The organism is Bordetella sp. MIP270_01_BMS, assembly GCF_054958705.1.
On sequence record NZ_CM143297.1, the window covers coordinates 2,528,817 to 2,545,070 of the forward strand.

The window sequence follows — 16,254 nt, forward strand, 5'->3', positions numbered from 1 at the left end:
ATCATTCGGGAACGCTACATGTCAACGCAGCCCACCACCGAAGAACTCATCGCCGGCATCCAGTCCTGGGTGCGTTGCGAATCGCCGTCGAACTCGCCGCAAGGGGTGGCCGCCATGGCGGAACTGGTGCAGGCGCAGGCGCGCGCAGCCGGTCTGCGGGTCGAGCTCACGCCCCTGGACCCCGCCACCGGACCGTTGCTGTACGTCACCAACCGCGCCCTCGATGACACCCGTCCCGGCGTCCTGGTGCTGGGGCACCTGGACACCGTGCATCCCGTCGGCACGCTGCAAGACAACCCCTGCCGCATCGAAGGCGACCGACTGTATGGGCCAGGCAGTTACGACATGAAGGGCGGCATCTATCTTGCGCTGGCCGCGTTGGCACGGCTCGCGCAGCCAGGTGCCACCCAGCTGCCCGTGGACTTCCTGATGGTGCCCGACGAAGAAACCGGCAGCCACGCCTCGCGCGCGTCCATTGAACGATACGCGGCAAACGCCAAATATGGGCTGGTGTGCGAACCCGCCCGCCCGAATGGCGGCAAGTGCGTTACTGCGCGCAAGGGCACGGGCATGCTGCGCCTGAACGTCAAGGGCCGGCCTGCCCACGCCGGCATGCAGCACGAAAAAGGCCGGAGCGCCATACGCGAAATGGCGCATCAGGTGCTGGCGCTGGAAGCCATGACGGACTACGAACGCGGTGTGACGGTCAGCGTGGGTACCATCGCGGGCGGCACCGTCACCAACACCGTGCCCGCACAATGTCGCTGCGTGGTCGACTTCCGCGTGCCGGACATGGGCGCCGCAGAAGACGTGCTGCGCCGCATGCGAAACCTGTGCGCCGTCGGACCCGACGTGGAACTGGACATCGACGTCGAGCTCAATCGTCCGCCCATGGTGCGCACCGAGGCAGCGGCGGAATTATTGGCGCTGGCACAACAATACGCTCGCGAGGCGGGTTTCGCGTTGGAAGAAGCGCCAATGACCGGCGGCGGCAGCGACGCCAACTTCACCTCGGCCATGGGCGTACCGACGCTCGACGGCCTGGGCGCAGACGGCGATGGCGCGCATACACTGCACGAATACATTCTGGTCTCTACGCTGCAGACCCGCCTGAAATTCTGGGAACTGCTGCTGCGCGACCTGGCGTAACGCAACGGCAGCGCGGGCGGCGCGGCGGCGCCCCCGCCGGGGGCGGGGGGGTCGGCTATTTCTTCAGCAGCGCCTTCAACATGCCGAGGCGCTCTTTGGGGCTCATGGCGCGCGTCGCTTCGTCTTCCTGCACAGGCACGTTGCCCAGGCCCATTTCCTCGATGAAGCGCGAGGGTTCGCGCACCATGTCTTCACGGGCGCGTCGGCGCTTCTTGCACCAGCTGAGGTTAAGGCTGCGTTGCGCACGCGTGATGCCCACGTACATCAGCCGCCGCTCTTCCTGAATACGCGTCGCCAGATTCTCGGCAGCCCGCGCCGGATCGCCATCTTCATCATCCTTGCCCAGGTGGGGCAGCAGGCCCTCTTCCACTCCGGCCAGGTACACGTGCGGATACTCCAGCCCCTTTGAGGCGTGCAGCGTCGACAACTTGACCGCATCCGGCTCTTCTTCATCGCCGCGTTCCAGCATGGTGATCAGCGCAACGTGCTGCACCAGGTCAAACAGCGACATGCCGTCTTCTTCTGCCTTGCGCTTGAGCCAACCGGTGAGCTCAAGCACGTTCTCCCAGCGCGTCTGGGCGGGTTTTTCTTCCAGCGTGTCGTACAGGTAGCGCTCGTACTGGATGGCGCCCAGCATGTCGTCGAGAATGGCGCCCGCCGGTTCCGGCGACCCGCTGCCGTCTGTGCGTCCCCGTCCGGCCCGCCACTGTATGCGGCGGATGAATTCGCCGAAGGTGCGCAGGGATTCCAGTTGCCGCGGCTGCAGCAGGCTCTCGAGCCCGCTTTCGGAAACGGCCGCCAGCAGCGAGACCTCGCGCTGGGCCGCGTACTGGCCCAGCACCTGCAAGGTGGCCTGTCCGATACCCCGCTTGGGTGTGGTAGCCGCGCGGATGAAGGCAGGATCGTCGTCATCATTGGCGATCAGGCGCAGATAGGCCAGCACGTCGCGCACCTCGGCCTTGTCGAAAAAGCTTTGTCCACCGGCGATCGTGTACGGGATCTTCAGGTTACGCAGCGCCTGTTCCAGAATGCGAGACTGATGGTTCCCGCGATACAGGATCGCGAAATCTTTCCATTGCGCCTGACGCTCGAACCGGGCCGCGGAGATCTTCATCGCGATCGACTGCGCCTCGTGTTCGTCATTCTCCATGGCCGACACCACGATCGGTTCGCCCACGCCGAGATCAGACCACAACTTCTTCTCGAACAACTTGGGGTTCTTTTCGATCACCGTGTTGGCCGCGGCCAGGATGCGCTGCACTGAACGGTAATTCTGCTCCAGCTTGATCAGTTTGAGGGTCGGGTAATCCGTGGTCAGCTTGGCCAGGTTCTCGACCGTGGCCCCGCGCCATGCATAGATGGCCTGGTCGTCGTCACCCACCGCCGTGAACATGGCGCGGTCGCCGCACAGCAGCTGCACCAGGCGATACTGGCAAACGTTGGTGTCCTGGTATTCGTCAACCAGCAGGTATCGCACACGGTTCTGCCAGCGCGTACGTACGGCCTCATTGCTTTCCAGCAACTGCGCGGGTATGCGGATCAGATCATCGAAGTCCACGGCCTGGTACGCCGCCAGCGTGGCGCTGTAATTGCGATACACCCTAGCGGCGTCCACTTCGCCGGGCGTGGCGGCACTGCGCTCGGCATCATCCGGGCTGAGCAGCGCATTTTTCCAGAGAGAGATGGTCGATTGCACCGAACGCAGCCTGCCGCGGTCGGTGGTGGCCAGCAGTTCCTGGATGATGGCCATCGCATCATCGGAATCCAGTATCGAGAACTGCGGCTTCAACCCTGCGTGCCGCGCCTCTTCGCGCAACAGCTTCACGCCCAGCGCATGGAAGGTGCTGATAGTCAGGCCTTTGGCCAGCTTGCGGTCGACCAGCGGCTTGACCCGTTCGGCCATCTCTCGCGCCGCCTTGTTGGTGAAGGTCAGCGCCACCACATTGCGGCCCATGTAGCCGCACTCGCGCAGCAGATAGGCAATCTTCTGGGTAATGACGCGCGTCTTGCCGCTGCCCGCGCCGGCCAGCACCAGGCATGGACCGTCCAGATACAGCACGGCTTCCTTCTGGGCAGGGTTCAGGCCATGGCCTATGGGTGCGCTGTCGGACATGGGTCAGATTTCCAGGGGGTCGACTTCAAGCTGCCAGCGCACGCGCGCCTCGGCCGCCATGGCGGCAAGGTAAGGCGACCACGCCGCCAGGAAGGCCTGCAGGGCCGGTCGGCTGGTGCTTTCCAGCAGCAATTGCGCGCGCTCGACGTTGGCCACCCGCACCACGCGCAGCGGCACCGGGTCGTACAGATTCATTGCGCCCGCGCCGGGAAACTCGCTGCCCGTGGCCAGGTCACGCGCCTGCTGCAGGAACGCCAAGGCCTGCGCAAGTTCGCGCGCCTCGGCGGTCAGCAGCGCCTGGTAGGCAAATGGCGGCAGGCCGGTTGTCTCGCGCTCTTCGAGCGCATGCCGCGCGAAGCCCGCATAATCGTGTCGCAGCAATGCCTGGTACACCGGTTGTTCCGGGTAACCGGTCTGGATGAGGACCTCGCCGCCGCCCCCGTGCCGGCCAGCTCGTCCGGCGACCTGCATCAGCTGGGCGAACAAGCGCTCGGGTGCGCGAAAATCGTGCGAGAACAATGTCGAGTCGGCATTGAGCACGCCTACCAGGCCCAGCCGCGCGAAATCATGTCCCTTGGCCACCATCTGGGTGCCCACCAGTATGTCGACTTCGCCCGCGTGCACGGCGGCAAACAGCGTCTGGGCGCTGCCTTTGCGTCGCGTGCTGTCGGCGTCGATACGCGAGATGCGTGCCTGAGGAAACAATTCCGCCAGGTGCTCCTCGACGCGCTGCGTGCCCCGGCCCATGGGTTCCAGGTCTTGGTCGCCGCATTCCGGGCACGCGCGCGGCACGGGCGCCTGATAGCCGCAGTGGTGGCATTGCAGACGATGACCGCGACCGGGCGTTCGGTGCAGCACCGTGAATGCGGTGCAACGCGTGCACTGGCTGACCCAGGCGCACGATGCGCAATGCAGCACCGGCGCATAGCCGCGTCGGTTCAGGAACACCAGCGACTGCTCGCCGCGCTCGAGCCGTTGCTCGATGGCTTCGGTAAGCTGCGGCGAGATTCCCTGGCGCATGGCCAGCCGCCGCGTATCGATCAGGCGTATGGCCGGCAGGTCGCTGGCCCGGGCGCGCCCTTTCAGGGCCAGGCGCAGATACCGGCCCCGTTCTGCGTGATGCCAGCTCTCCAGCGAAGGCGTGGCAGAGCCCAGCACTACCGGAATGTTCAGGTCGCGGGCGCGCCACACCGCCAGGTCGCGCGCTGAATACCGCAATCCATCTTGCTGTTTGTAGGATGCATCGTGCTCTTCATCGACCACGATCAGCCCCAGTTCGGCCATGGGGGCAAAGATGGCCATGCGCGTGCCCAGCAGCATGCGCGCCTGGCCGCGCTGCGCGCGAGCCCAGGCCTGCACGCGCTCGCCGTCCGACAAGCCGCTGTGCATCACGGCCAGGCCATCGGCGCCCAGCACGCCTTCCAGCCGCGCGCGCAAAGCGGCTTCAAGCTGCGGGGTCAAGTTGATTTCGGGCACCAGCAACAACACCTGGCGGCCCGCCGCCAGCACACGCTGCGCCGCGTGCAGATAGACCTCGGTCTTGCCGCTGCCCGTGACGCCATGCAGCAGAACAGGCTTGAATTCGTTCAACGCGGCCACCGCATCCACCGCCGCCCGCTGGTCGGCATTGAGTTCGGGCGGCTCGTCGGGTGCGATGGGGGTAGCCGCCTTTCTGGTCATGCGCGCGTCCAGACGCGCCACCGGACCCTGCCCCGACCGCTTGCCCTGGTAGGCCGATGGCTTGCGCAGCGGCGGCGGCATGGCGGGCAGCATGACTTCGCCCAGCGGCCGCTGATAATACTCGGCAGCAAAACGCGCCAGCCGCAACCAATCGTCCGGCAATGGAGGCAGATCCTGCAGCACAAGTTCGATCTCGCGCACCTGCCTGACGGCGACGGCGGGCTCTGCGGGGTTCTCTACCACCACCCCCACCAGCTTGCGCGGCCCGAACGGCACAATGACGCGCGCCCCCACCGGCACCGCCGACGGCGCCTTATAGTCGAAAGGGCCGGGCAAGGGGACGTCCAGGGCCACGCGTACCCAGAAATCTGGGTGCGCTCCGTGGCCGTCTTGCAGGTCAGACATGGGCGGGGGAAGCCGTAAACATCGCTTGGGGCTCGCGCAACTTAAAGTAGATTCTGGATTTTGCGCCTAACAGATTGTCAGGCCGCGACGAATTTCGGATTGCACAGGCGGCTGTGGATAACTTTGGGGAAAAGCCGCCTATAACCTTGGCGTATGTCAAGGCAAGCGGCCCGAAATTTTCAAGCAAGTTGCCATCGCACCATTAATTTTATTTATTTATCAATCACTTATAAGCAATTCCCAGAAACGCTGCCAGCTATTCGGGGTTATCCCGACTTGCCGACGGTCTGTGCACAAGTCGGCACACGAGGCACGTGACCATGCCCATAACCCCGATAGCGGACACTTACCTAGACGTGCAATGCCCGGCTATAGGTGTGGACTTCGTCAACCAGTTCGCTCACGGCCTCAGGCGGTGTGAACTGCGAAATGCCGTGGCCCAGGTTGAACACATGGCCGCCATTGCCCACCGGGCCGAAAGCGTCCAGCGTGCGCCGCGCCTCGGCACGTATGGCTTGGCCACCGCCGAACAAGGTCATGGGATCAAGATTACCCTGCAACGCGACGGCGTCGCCGATGCGCTGACGGGCCTGCGCGAGATTCACTGTCCAGTCGAGGCCCATGGCGTCGCACCCACAGCCGGCAATGGCTTCCAGCCACTGGCCGCCGCCCTTGGTGAATACGATCACCGGCACTTTGCGCCCTTCGTGCTGGCGCGTGAGCCCGTCGACGACCTTGCGTGTGTACGCAAGGGAAAACTGCTGGAACAGGCCATCTGCCAGTACGCCGCCCCAGCTGTCGAACAGCATCACGGCCTGCGCGCCGGCCTGTATCTGTGCGTTGAGATACTGCAGCGTAGCCTGCGCGTTGACCTCGAGAATGCGGTGCAGCAGGTCGGGACGCGCATACAGCATGGTCTTGATCTGCCGGTAGTCGGCGCTGCCTCGACCCTCTACCATGTAACAGGCAATGGTCCAGGGGCTGCCGGCGAAGCCGATGAGCGGCACTTTGCCATCGAGTTCACGCCGGATGACAGTGACGGCGTCGAACACATAGCGCAGCGATTCCATGTCGGGCACCGCCAGCCCGGCCACATCGCCTTCGGTGCGAACAGTTTTGGCAAACCGGGGACCTTCGCCCGGCGCGAAGTCCAGGCCCAGGCCCATGGCGTCTGGCACCGTGAGAATGTCGGAAAACAGGATTGCGGCATCCAGGTCGTAGCGCGCCAGCGGCTGCAGGGTGACCTCGGCGGCGTAGTCGGGATTCTTTGCCAGCCCCATGAACGAGCCGGCGCGGGCCCGGGTGGCGTTGTATTCGGGCAAATAGCGGCCCGCCTGGCGCATCAGCCAGATGGGGGTATAAGGGACAGGTTCGCGCAGCAAGGCGCGCAAGAACACATCGTTCTTCAAAGGGAGAGCGGACACGGCCATCCTTCAACATCAGAAGCCCTGATTTTACCCTTCGCGCACGCCGCTCACGACGGCATGCCTCAAGCGCGGCGGCCGCGCCGCATTACCTGTGCAGCACCGGCGTTCACCCGGCCCCATGACGCCAGGCCCGCACGCCACTATGAGGGCAATGGCGGCGCCCCACCGCGCGCCCCTCGAAAGCCGTCCCCCCTCCCTGTCATGCCCCGTAGCGGGCCGTCTGCGCAGGGCGCGCGTGAGCTCGCGCATCTGGGCTTTCATGTAGCCGGTGTACAGTGACCTTGCTACCGGGGCCTTGATGCCCTCACTTCTGACGTTTTCCCAGGAGCCGCCATGACCGATCCCAAAAAAATTTTCTCCACGCCGTCCACCACGGGCGCCGGTGCGCCCGCGCCCAGTGATCGCCATTCGTTGACCATCGGCCCTGACGGCCCCATCGTGCTCCACGATGTGCATTTCCTGGAGCAAATGGCGCATTTCAACCGCGAGAAGGTGCCCGAGCGGCAACCGCACGCGAAAGGCGCGGGTGCATTCGGCGTTTTTGAAACCACCGCCGATGTATCGGCCTACACCAAGGCAGCACTGTTTCAGAAGGGCTGTAATACCGAAATGCTGGCCCGGTTTTCGACCGTGGCCGGGGAAGCCGGTAGCCCTGATACCTGGCGCGACGTCCGCGGCTTTTCGTTGAAGTTTTATACCAGCGAAGGCAACTATGACCTGGTCGGCAACAACACGCCTATTTTCTTCGTACGCGATCCCATGAAGTTCCCGCATTTCATTCGCACCCAGAAGCGTCTGCCTGATTCCGGCCTGCGCGATAACCACATGCAGTGGGACTTCTGGACCAACAATCCGGAATCGGCGCATCAGGTCACTTACCTGATGGGCGACCGCGGCCTGCCGCGCACCTGGCGCCACATGAACGGCTATGGTTCACACACCTACATGTGGATCAATGCGCAGGGGGAACGCTTCTGGGTGAAATACCATTTCCATACCCGCCAGGGCATGGAATTCTTCGACAACCGGCAAGCCAAGGACATGGCCGGCGCCGATGCCGACTTCCATCGCCGCGACCTGTTCGACGCCATTGCCCGGGGCGAGCATCCCAGCTGGACGCTGTCGGTGCAGGTCATGCCGTACGACGACGCGCGCACGTATCGCATCAATCCTTTCGACCTTACCAAGGTCTGGTCGCACAAAGACTACCCGCTGATCGAAGTGGGCACGATGACCCTGAACCGAAATCCTGAAAACTTCTTTGCCCAGATCGAGCAGGCCGCGTTCTCGCCCGGCAATACGGTGCCCGGCATCGGATTGTCGCCCGACAAAATGCTGTTAGGCCGGGCCTTTGCCTATAACGACGCGCAACGCCACCGCATAGGCGCCAACTTCCACCAGTTGCCCGTCAACAAGCCCAAGGTACCGGTGAACACCTATATGTTCGACGGGCAGATGGCTTACGAGCACAGCGGCAACCAGCCGGTCTACGCCCCGAACTCTGCCGGCCGCCCATGGTCGGATCCCGAGGGCAAAGTCCAAGACGGTTGGGAAGCCGACGGCGAGATGATACGCAGCGCCTACACCCTGCGGTCCGATGACGACGACTTCAGCCAGCCGGGCACGCTGGTACGCGAGGTGTTCGATGACGCGCAACGCGCCCGGCTGGTAGAGACCGTCGCCGGCAGCCTGCTGGGCGGCGTGCGGTCACCGGTATTGGAGCGGGCCTTCGAGTACTGGAAGAGCATCGACGCCAATGTGGGCCGGCGCATAGAGGACAAGGTGCGCAATCACCAGGCCGGCGAACCCGCTGCGGGCATGAGCGAAGCGTAGGCGAACCCTGGACATGCCGGTGCACGCGGCCGCACCGGCGGGCTGGCGGGCTAGGACGCGGAGCTCGCCAGCATCGTATCGGCGATATCCAGCATTGCCCGCAGCCGATCCATGTGACGCAGGTCCTGGTGATAGCCGACCCATATATCCCTGGTGGGTGGCTGGCCGGGCGTTTCGATACGCTGCAATCCATGCACGGCATCACCCAGAGGCCGCGGAAGTACGGCAACACCGAGACCGCGCAGGCACATCTGCGCCTGGACGGCGCGGCTCGTGCTGGTGAAGGCCCGCCGGGACAGGGGAAACCTGTCGAGCAGCCAGGCAACGTCGGGAAAATGGGACTGCGCCGTATTCATCAGGATGAGGCCCACCGATTCCGGATTTTTCTGCATCGCGTGTGCCGTGTTGGCCGAGCCATAAAGACCATACTGCATCGTCATCAGGCGCCGTTGAACGATATCCGGTTCGCTGAAGGGCACGATGCGAAATGCCACGTCGGCATCGCGGCGGGACAGGTTCAGCAGGCGATAGCTCGCCATCACCTCCGGCACCACGGCCGGATGGCGCCGCGCCAGTTCAGCCAGAACCGGCGCCAGGACATAACCGGCAAACCATTCTGCCGAAGAAATCCGCAGAATCCCCTCGAGCCGCTCATGATTGCCTGCCAGGCGCCTTTCCATGGCCAAGGCGGAATTCTCCATAGATTCCGCTAACGCCAGCACGGCGTCGCCGGCGTCTGTCAGTACCAGCCCAGTTGCGGTCCTGCGGAAAAGGGGCTGTTCCGCCTCGTCCTCAAGCGCCCTAACCCGGCGCCCGATGGTGGGGTGGCTGACTCCCAGGATGCGGGCCGCTTCGCCGAAAGATCCACCGCGCACTACCGCCAGGAAGACCCGGACGTCGCTCCATTCCATATCCTGGGGTTCCGTTCAAATATGTACAAAAAATGTACATGAACGGCAGTTCACAAGCAATTCTGTACGCATCACCATGACGCCTGCCAATGAACTGGCCATTCCGGGCCAGATGGATTAGGAATCTCACGACATGAGCAAGTTGAAGGACAGGGTTGCCCTCGTAACGGGCGCTTCGAAAGGAATCGGCGCCGCGATTGCGCGCCGACTCGCGGCCGACGGCGCGCGGGTGATCGTCAATTACGCATCGAGCAGGATCGGCGCGGACAAGGTGGTCGCCGACATTGAAGCCGCTGGCGGAAAAGCCGTTGCAGTCGGCGCCGACGTCACCAAGCAGTCAGAGGCAGCCGCCCTGGTCAGGGCCGCCATCGACCACTTTGGCCGGCTGGATATCGTGGTGAACAACGCGGGCGTTTACCAGTTCGCCAGAATCGAAGACACCACCGAAGCCCTATACCGCCAGCAGTTCGACCCGAACGTCCTGGCCCCTCTGCTGGTCAGCGGCGCCGCCGCGCCGCATCTGGGCCAGGGTGCCAGCATCATCAACGTCAGTTCGTTCGTCACGCGGGTGCTCCCTATAGAGAGCGCCATCTACAGCGGCACCAAAGGCGCAATCGACACAATCACCGGCGTTCTGTCGCGCGAACTGGGGCCGCGCGGCATCCGGGTCAACGCCGTCAACCCCGGCCTGATCGAAACCGAAGGCACTCATGCCACCGGCGCCATCGGCTCGGACTTTCAAACGTGGAACGAACGCCAGACACCACTGGGCCGCATCGGCCAGGTACAGGACATCGCGCCCATCGTCGCATTCCTGGCGTCCGACGATGCGGCGTGGATAACGGGCGAAATCGTCCTGGCTTCGGGCGGCATGCGCTGACATGACGACCATGGGGATGCAACCAGCCGCGATCGCGGTTCCTGATCCGCGTCGCTGGCTGGCCCTGGCTGTCCTGTTGGCAGGCACATTCTTGCCGCCCCTGGATTTCTTCATCGTCAACGTTGCGCTGCCCTCGATCCGTGCAGACCTGCGAGCCACTTCGGACGTGTCGCAACTGGTGATCTCAGTCTACGCCGCGGCCTATGCCGTGACATTGATCCTGGGTGGCCGCCTGGGCGATCTCTATGGACGAAAGCGCGTGTTCGTGGCCGGCATGCTCGGCTTTGGCCTCGCGTCGGCGCTGTGTGGCCTGGCGCCGTCACCCGGCGTACTCATCCTGGGACGTTTGCTGCAAGGCATATCTGCGGCCATCATGGCGCCTCAGACCTTGGCGTCCATCCACGCCATCTTCCAGGCGAGCGAGAAAAACCGGGCGCTCAGCCTCTATGGCGCAACGCTCGGGCTGGCGTCGGTGGGCGGCCAGTTGCTGGGAGGCGAGCTGATGTCTGCGAACCTTTGGGGGCTTGGCTGGCGCAGCGTGTTCCTGATCAACCTTCCCATCATCGTCGCCGCGGTTCCGGCCGCATTGACGCTGCTTCGTGAAAACCCGGCCGAACGCTCGGCCCGCCTGGACATGGCCGGGGCGCTGCTGCTGGCGTCAGCGTTGCTGGCCTTTCTGATACCGCTGATCGAAGGACGAGAGCACGGCTGGCCGTGGTGGTGCGTAGTTCTTGTAATTGTGAGCTTGCCGTTGCTGTATGCCTTCTGGCGGTATGAAGCACAACAGGAACTCGCCGGCCGGACGCCTCTGGTCCCGCCTTCGCTGCTGGCAAATGCCGGGTTGCGGCGCAGCCTGGCGGCAACTTTCCTGTTCTACTCGCTCGCCGCGTTCTTCCTCGTGTTCGCGGTGTATCAACAGGCGGGCTTGGGGCACGACGCCCTGGAAGCCGGCCTGGCGATCCTGCCCCTGGGCATTGGCTTCTTGCTGGGGCCGCTTTGCAGCCCGCCTGTCGCACGGCACCTGGGTGCACGAACCGCCGCGTTCGGCATGATCCTGGAAGTTTCCGGCCTGGCCGCCGCTGCTGCGCTGGCGTACACGGGCACGCCCTCATGGCTGCCGCCGCCGTTGTTCTTGATCGGCCTGGGGCAAGGCATGGCGCTGCCCTCGCTGGTGCGATTGAACGTAGACAGGGTCGACACCCGCTGGGCGGGGCTGGCTTCCGGATTGGTCAACGCCACTCTGCAGATCAGCGCCGCAGTATCCGTGGCCATGATAGGAGGGCTATTCATCGCAATCGCGCCTGATGGCGCAGGCGCGCAGGATGTGGGGTTGGCATTCGCCGTGGCCTCGACGGCCATAGGCGCGGCGCTGGCGCTTGCGGCGGGGCTAAGTTGGAATCTCGTTGAAAAGTAGTGCCAGGCTTTGACGGAAGGGTTCATCCGCCAGCGCCCGATGCGGTCCTCTTTGCCTGGCTCGCGCACAAAGAGGGTTTGGGATGCCGCGTGATGATCACGTGTGGAGGCGGAGCCCTCCGCTCGTACAGCCGGGGAAAACAGTTCCGATGGGAATCATCTCGGCCGTGGCGCTGAGCTTCATGGTGCACGAGCCCAGCGGAGTCATGCTGCGGTCTAGCGCGAGGTCTTTGTCGGACGGCTTGCGTAGATAGCGAAGCATGTCGGTTTCGGAGCGTACGCTGGCAAAACCGCGATGAGCCAGGATGCCGCCCCGGCGTCGCAAGGCGGTAGGAATATCGGCAGGCTCGCCGTCTTCCGAACCCCGGACGTCGACATTCAGTTCATCTTTCTGCAAAGCGGCGGCGACGGAGGACACCTCGCAATAATCCGGGCCCATCAGCCGCCAAGCGTGAGCAGTTGCCGTATGCCGGTCGCGACAGCGTCTGCGACGCTGTCCAGAGGGCCCAGGTGCGGCGCGCGCAGCATCAATACGTCGAGCTGCAGGTTTCCGGGGACGGCGTCGACCGCGGTGACCCCTTTCGGCGACGATCGCTCATAGAGCCGCTTGGGCATCAACCCCAGGCCCACGCCCCTGCGTATCAGGTCGGCCTGCATGCTGGCATCGTCGATTTCGGCGACCACGTTCAACGTCCGCTGTCGCGCCGTCAGCCTGTTGGCCAGGTGCCTGCGTGCCTCGCAGGGTTCCGGACTCAGCACCCAGCCTGCGTGCGCCACGGCATCGCGAGACTGCGGTTTGAACCTTCGGGGTCCGATGATCACCAGCTTTTCCTTGCCAAGGGCCTGGGCGGCGGCGTACCGCCTGCCTTCAGACAGAATTACGACGGCATCGAGCCTGCCGTCCTGATGCAGTTCCACGAGCTCACCGCTCCACCCTGACCGCAGGCGCAGGGTAAGGCGAGGAAATCGAGCTATGACTGCAGAAAGGCCCTCGGATAGATCGGCATGTGCCAACCCCTTGGCGACCCCGAGCCGAAACACGCCTTCTGGCTCGGGCGCCTTTGCCAGTAATCGAAGTTCTTCAGCTGCCGCGAGGATGGCCTCGCTGCGCCGTAGCACTTCCCGGCCCGTGGGTGTCAGCGCAGGAGGTTTGTGGCGACGGTCAAGCAAAGGCACCCCAATGATGCGCTCGAGCTTCTGGATGCGACGCGTCACGGCCGGCTGGGTTAGCGGCAGCCGGCTTGCCACCTTCTGCACGGAACCCTCTTGCGCATACAGCACAAAAGTGCGCAGTTCATCAAACATGTTTTGTACACATAATTTTTATACGCATTATGCATTTGAGTATGTGACGACGCAATGCCATGATGTCTCTACCCAAACTCACCGGAGTCGGAACCGATGAAGGCGATGATGCTCTATCCCTCTCCGGGCCTTGGCAATCTGCGGCTCGTTGAACGACCTGTGCCGGAACCTGGCCGCCAGCAGATACTCGTTCAGGTCACGGCCACGGCGCTCAACTACCGTGACGTCGAGATCGTGACGGGGTCCTACCACACGGAATTCGACCTGCCGCTGGTGCCGTTGTCGGATGGAGTTGGCGTGGTCGTGGCTGTCGGGCACGGGGTGACACGATTCAAAGTCGGCGACCGGGTGTGCAGCACGTTCTGGCAGCGCTGGGTCGGCGGCGGCTTTGGCATGGCGGAGCCGGCTTATCAGATGGGCGGTCCGATCGACGGTTTGCTGGCCGAGTACGCACTGCTCGATGAGCAGGCCGCTGTCCTGGCTCCCAGAAACCTGACCGATCTTGAAGCCGCGACACTGCCGTGTGCTGCCGTCACCGCCTGGCATGCGCTGGTGACGGAAGGAAGGTTGAAGGCCGGCGACACGGTGCTGGTCCAGGGCACGGGCGGTGTTTCGCTGTTCGCACTGCAGTTTGCAGTGGCGAGCGGCGCGCGGGTGATCGTCACTTCCAGCAGCGACGACAAACTCGAGCGTGCCGCCAAACTGGGCGCCTATGCGGGCGTCAACTATCGCGTCCAGCCCGAGTGGGCCGCGTCCGTGCGCGAACTGACAGATGGGCGCGGGGTCGATCACGTCATCGAAGTGGGAGGGCCCCAAAGTTTTGCGCAATCCCTGCGCGCCTGCGCCCGCCGCGGCCAGATCAATGTCATTGGCTATCTGGGTGGCAAGCAAGGCTCTGTCAATCCGTTGGACATCTTTTCCGCGCAGGTACAGGTGCGTGGCATTCCCGTCGGGTCGCGCGAATCGTTCGAGGCCATGATCCGCGCCATCGAGGTGAACGGCCTGAAGCCGATCATCCACCGGGTCTTTCCGTGGCAAGACGCGCCACAGGCGCTAGGCTACATGGCTGAGGCCACGCGATTCGGAAAAGTGGCCTTGCTGCACGATACGGCCGCCCGCTAGCACCCCATACTCGGTGCGGCACGGTCGCCCGGATATTATTCGGCGGGCCGGCGCGTCATCGTCGAATTCGGGATTGCCGCGCATCGGAATGGTGGGCGAAGACCTCAATCCGGGACGCGCGAGTCACAGTGGATGTAACTTGGGGCACACCCAGGATCATCATCTGCTTTCGTAGCGGCCCGATATCGAAACGCAGCGTTCTTCCTTCGCCGTTCTGCACTGTCTGCTCGAACCAGTTGAGTACCTACGTTCCTGCCCTGCCGGCCGATGAAGTTGCAGCCGGCGGTGGAAACGATGCGCTCACCCGGTGACCCGACACGGCCGTCCGTTCCCGAGCACATCGAGCAGGCTGATTGCGCCATTGGGCCTCGCCTCTATCAATTGCTGCGCGATGCCCTTCCGTTCCGCCTGACGCCGCTCCTTGGCGGCACCGGGCACGGAGAGCGTCAGCATGCGGACTTTCCGGCCCCACGGCAGCTTCGCGACAAGCTCTTCGAGCTATCGGCATTGCTTACTCGGCCGCCACGCGGTAGCGCGCCGCATCGATGCGGTGCTTACGCATCAGGGCCCAGAAGGCTCGCCTGTGCTTGCTGGAAGCGCGGGCCGCCTGGGCCACGTTACCGGCGTGGCGCGACAAGGCGCGCCGCAGGTATTCACGTTCGAAGCCGTCTACGACCCGCGCCTTGGCCTGGCGGAATGGCTCTTCGTCTTGTGTGGCTTCCTGGGCATGCAGCGCAGCCAGGGCGGCTTCGAGCCGGGCACGAGCAGCGGCACGCCGCTGGCCCGACCGGTTACCGTAGGAGGGCAACGGTTCGCGGACGGTGCAAGGCACCCCTGCCGCGCCCGGAGCCGGCGCCGACATTGCGGACATGCCCGTGCGGCACAACCGGGTCAGGCGGGCGCGCAGTTCGTCAGTGCAGGCCGGAGCACGCATGAAATCGGCTGCGCCCAGCGCCAGCAGGTCGAGGATGGCCGGTGCGGTAATGTCGAACACCAGAGTGACTAAGGGCGTACGGGGCTCTGCCCCCGCGTTGGCCAGCACAGTGCGCACCCATGGCAAGGACGCTGCGGCCACGGGAACCAGGCAGCCATCGAAGCGCCGCAACGCGAGCCGGCCCCGAGCCAGCAGACGGGTGTCAGGGGCACCGGGAGCCAGGGTGGAAAGCTCCTGGGCGTACAGCCTGAGGCGCCCTTGACCTTGGTGGCTGCCGACCCAGTCGCGCACCCAGGTCTCGTGGCCTGGGGTCATGAGAACGGCGCAATCGAGTGTTTCGCGCAAGATGGGCTCCTTGAGACTTGATACATACGCAAGAATCGAAAGCGTACGCGTCAGTGCCTTCTGCCGGAATTCGCACTTGTCATATTGCGGGTTATACGTAAACGATGCGTCAGGCGCTTGCCAACTTGGCTAAAGGCGTGCTCAGAGATATATGCGCACCCAGATCCCACGGATGCCGCTCGCTGACGTAACGCCTGCTCAGGAGCATGTCCGCGCTTTACCATGCGCAAATGCAAGAAGGGCGGCCTGGGGCCGCCCTTCTTGCATGATGCTCCGCGCTGTGCACGGGCATGCGTACCGACTTCAGTGCGTACTGCGAACCTGGCGAAGGCGGCGAGCCGCTGCAGCCTGCGCGGCCAGCATGGCCAACTCGGCTTCGACAACTGCGATGTCGGCCTTGTCCTTGGCGTTGCGCAGAGCCTCTTCGGCCTTTTGTCGTGCTTCCACGGCGCGAGCCTCGTCGAGGTCGGCCGCGCGTATGGCCGTATCGGCCAGCACCGTCACCATGCCCGGCTGCACTTCAAGAATGCCCCCGGCGACGAAGATGTTCTCCTCGCCTCCATCGGCACGGACGATCTTGACGGTACCGGGGCGTATGCGCGAGATCAGCGGGGTGTGCCCGGGCAGAATGCCCAGTTCACCCGCTTCGCCAGGCAGCGTCACGAACGTTGCCTCACCGGCAAAGATCGCCTCTTCTGCGCTGACGACATCCACTTGCAGGGTAGCCATGTGAGCTC

General features: G+C 64.1%; 14 protein-coding genes. 5 read left to right on the top strand and 9 right to left on the bottom strand.

The window, feature by feature from the left end:
• The first annotated feature begins 18 nt into the window (after window positions 1–18).
• Entirely contained in the window at window positions 19–1,149 is a 1,131-nt protein-coding gene (locus tag ACV17W_RS11820; RefSeq protein WP_462592527.1) for a M20 family metallopeptidase, read from the top strand.
• Between the two features lie 55 nt (window positions 1,150–1,204).
• On the opposite strand, the gene ACV17W_RS11825 is transcribed toward ACV17W_RS11820, so the two are convergent.
• The 3 genes from ACV17W_RS11825 to hemE all read right to left on the bottom strand — a co-directional run bounded on the left by ACV17W_RS11825 (window position 1,205) and on the right by hemE (window position 6,771).
• Window positions 1,205–3,262 carry a UvrD-helicase domain-containing protein gene (locus tag ACV17W_RS11825; protein ID WP_462592528.1) on the bottom strand — a complete coding sequence of 686 codons (2,058 nt, stop codon included), beginning with the start codon at window positions 3,260–3,262 and terminating at the stop codon, window positions 1,205–1,207.
• Window positions 3,263–3,265: 3 nt separating this feature from the next.
• On the bottom strand, window positions 3,266–5,347 hold the full coding sequence (locus tag ACV17W_RS11830; RefSeq protein ID WP_462592529.1) for a primosomal protein N': 2,082 nt from the start codon (window positions 5,345–5,347) through the stop codon (window positions 3,266–3,268).
• Between the two features lie 350 nt (window positions 5,348–5,697).
• Window positions 5,698–6,771 carry a uroporphyrinogen decarboxylase gene (gene hemE / locus ACV17W_RS11835; protein ID WP_462592530.1) on the bottom strand — a complete coding sequence of 358 codons (1,074 nt, stop codon included), beginning with the start codon at window positions 6,769–6,771 and terminating at the stop codon, window positions 5,698–5,700.
• 336 nt (window positions 6,772–7,107) lie between these two features.
• Between hemE and ACV17W_RS11840 the strand changes: the two genes are divergently transcribed.
• Entirely contained in the window at window positions 7,108–8,607 is a 1,500-nt protein-coding gene (locus ACV17W_RS11840) for a catalase (RefSeq protein ID WP_462592531.1), read from the top strand.
• Between the two features lie 50 nt (window positions 8,608–8,657).
• Here the strand turns inward: ACV17W_RS11840 and ACV17W_RS11845 are convergent, their stop codons facing one another.
• Complete coding sequence (locus ACV17W_RS11845; RefSeq protein WP_462592532.1) at window positions 8,658–9,518, bottom strand: LysR family transcriptional regulator; 861 nt, start codon at window positions 9,516–9,518, stop codon at window positions 8,658–8,660.
• A gap of 133 nt (window positions 9,519–9,651) precedes the next feature.
• Between ACV17W_RS11845 and ACV17W_RS11850 the strand changes: the two genes are divergently transcribed.
• Together ACV17W_RS11850 and ACV17W_RS11855 are read left to right on the top strand one after the other, a co-directional pair.
• Window positions 9,652–10,398 (top strand): SDR family oxidoreductase, encoded by a 747-nt coding sequence (locus tag ACV17W_RS11850; RefSeq protein WP_462592533.1) that lies wholly within the window; start codon window positions 9,652–9,654, stop codon window positions 10,396–10,398.
• Window position 10,399: 1 nt separating this feature from the next.
• Window positions 10,400–11,812, top strand: a complete 1,413-nt coding sequence (locus ACV17W_RS11855; RefSeq protein WP_462592534.1) for an MFS transporter — start codon at window positions 10,400–10,402, stop codon at window positions 11,810–11,812.
• Window positions 11,813–11,908: 96 nt separating this feature from the next.
• On the opposite strand, the gene ACV17W_RS11860 is transcribed toward ACV17W_RS11855, so the two are convergent.
• The gene (locus ACV17W_RS11860) at window positions 11,909–12,229 is read right to left on the bottom strand and encodes a hypothetical protein (protein ID WP_462596610.1); all 321 of its coding nucleotides are present in this window, start codon (window positions 12,227–12,229) and stop codon (window positions 11,909–11,911) included.
• 20 nt (window positions 12,230–12,249) lie between these two features.
• Window positions 12,250–13,116, bottom strand: a complete 867-nt coding sequence (locus tag ACV17W_RS11865; RefSeq protein WP_462592535.1) for a LysR family transcriptional regulator — start codon at window positions 13,114–13,116, stop codon at window positions 12,250–12,252.
• Window positions 13,117–13,212: 96 nt separating this feature from the next.
• Here ACV17W_RS11865 and ACV17W_RS11870 point away from each other — a divergent pair, with 96 nt between their 5' ends.
• Window positions 13,213–14,238 carry a zinc-dependent alcohol dehydrogenase family protein gene (locus ACV17W_RS11870; protein WP_462592536.1) on the top strand — a complete coding sequence of 342 codons (1,026 nt, stop codon included), beginning with the start codon at window positions 13,213–13,215 and terminating at the stop codon, window positions 14,236–14,238.
• 300 nt (window positions 14,239–14,538) lie between these two features.
• On the opposite strand, the gene ACV17W_RS11875 is transcribed toward ACV17W_RS11870, so the two are convergent.
• From ACV17W_RS11875 to ACV17W_RS11885, 3 genes are all read right to left on the bottom strand, one after another.
• Window positions 14,539–14,691, bottom strand: a complete 153-nt coding sequence (locus tag ACV17W_RS11875) for a hypothetical protein (RefSeq protein WP_462592537.1) — start codon at window positions 14,689–14,691, stop codon at window positions 14,539–14,541.
• Between the two features lie 58 nt (window positions 14,692–14,749).
• Entirely contained in the window at window positions 14,750–15,517 is a 768-nt protein-coding gene (locus tag ACV17W_RS11880) for a helix-turn-helix domain-containing protein (protein ID WP_462592538.1), read from the bottom strand.
• Window positions 15,518–15,820: 303 nt separating this feature from the next.
• Complete coding sequence (locus ACV17W_RS11885) at window positions 15,821–16,246, bottom strand: F0F1 ATP synthase subunit epsilon (protein ID WP_462592539.1); 426 nt, start codon at window positions 16,244–16,246, stop codon at window positions 15,821–15,823.
• Window positions 16,247–16,254 lie beyond the last annotated feature (8 nt).

Coding starts and splice junctions, on each gene's coding strand:
- ACV17W_RS11830 (WP_462592529.1), bottom strand. CDS start 5,347: ATGTCTGACCTGCAAGACGGCCACGGAGCGCACCCAGATTTCTGGGTA.
- ACV17W_RS11820 (WP_462592527.1), top strand. CDS start 19: ATGTCAACGCAGCCCACCACCGAAGAACTCATCGCCGGCATCCAGTCC.
- ACV17W_RS11870 (WP_462592536.1), top strand. CDS start 13,213: ATGAAGGCGATGATGCTCTATCCCTCTCCGGGCCTTGGCAATCTGCGG.
- ACV17W_RS11885 (WP_462592539.1), bottom strand. CDS start 16,246: ATGGCTACCCTGCAAGTGGATGTCGTCAGCGCAGAAGAGGCGATCTTT.
- ACV17W_RS11845 (WP_462592532.1), bottom strand. CDS start 9,518: ATGGAATGGAGCGACGTCCGGGTCTTCCTGGCGGTAGTGCGCGGTGGA.
- ACV17W_RS11840 (WP_462592531.1), top strand. CDS start 7,108: ATGACCGATCCCAAAAAAATTTTCTCCACGCCGTCCACCACGGGCGCC.
- ACV17W_RS11850 (WP_462592533.1), top strand. CDS start 9,652: ATGAGCAAGTTGAAGGACAGGGTTGCCCTCGTAACGGGCGCTTCGAAA.
- ACV17W_RS11855 (WP_462592534.1), top strand. CDS start 10,400: ATGACGACCATGGGGATGCAACCAGCCGCGATCGCGGTTCCTGATCCG.
- ACV17W_RS11865 (WP_462592535.1), bottom strand. CDS start 13,116: ATGTTTGATGAACTGCGCACTTTTGTGCTGTATGCGCAAGAGGGTTCC.
- ACV17W_RS11825 (WP_462592528.1), bottom strand. CDS start 3,262: ATGTCCGACAGCGCACCCATAGGCCATGGCCTGAACCCTGCCCAGAAG.
- ACV17W_RS11875 (WP_462592537.1), bottom strand. CDS start 14,691: ATGCTGACGCTCTCCGTGCCCGGTGCCGCCAAGGAGCGGCGTCAGGCG.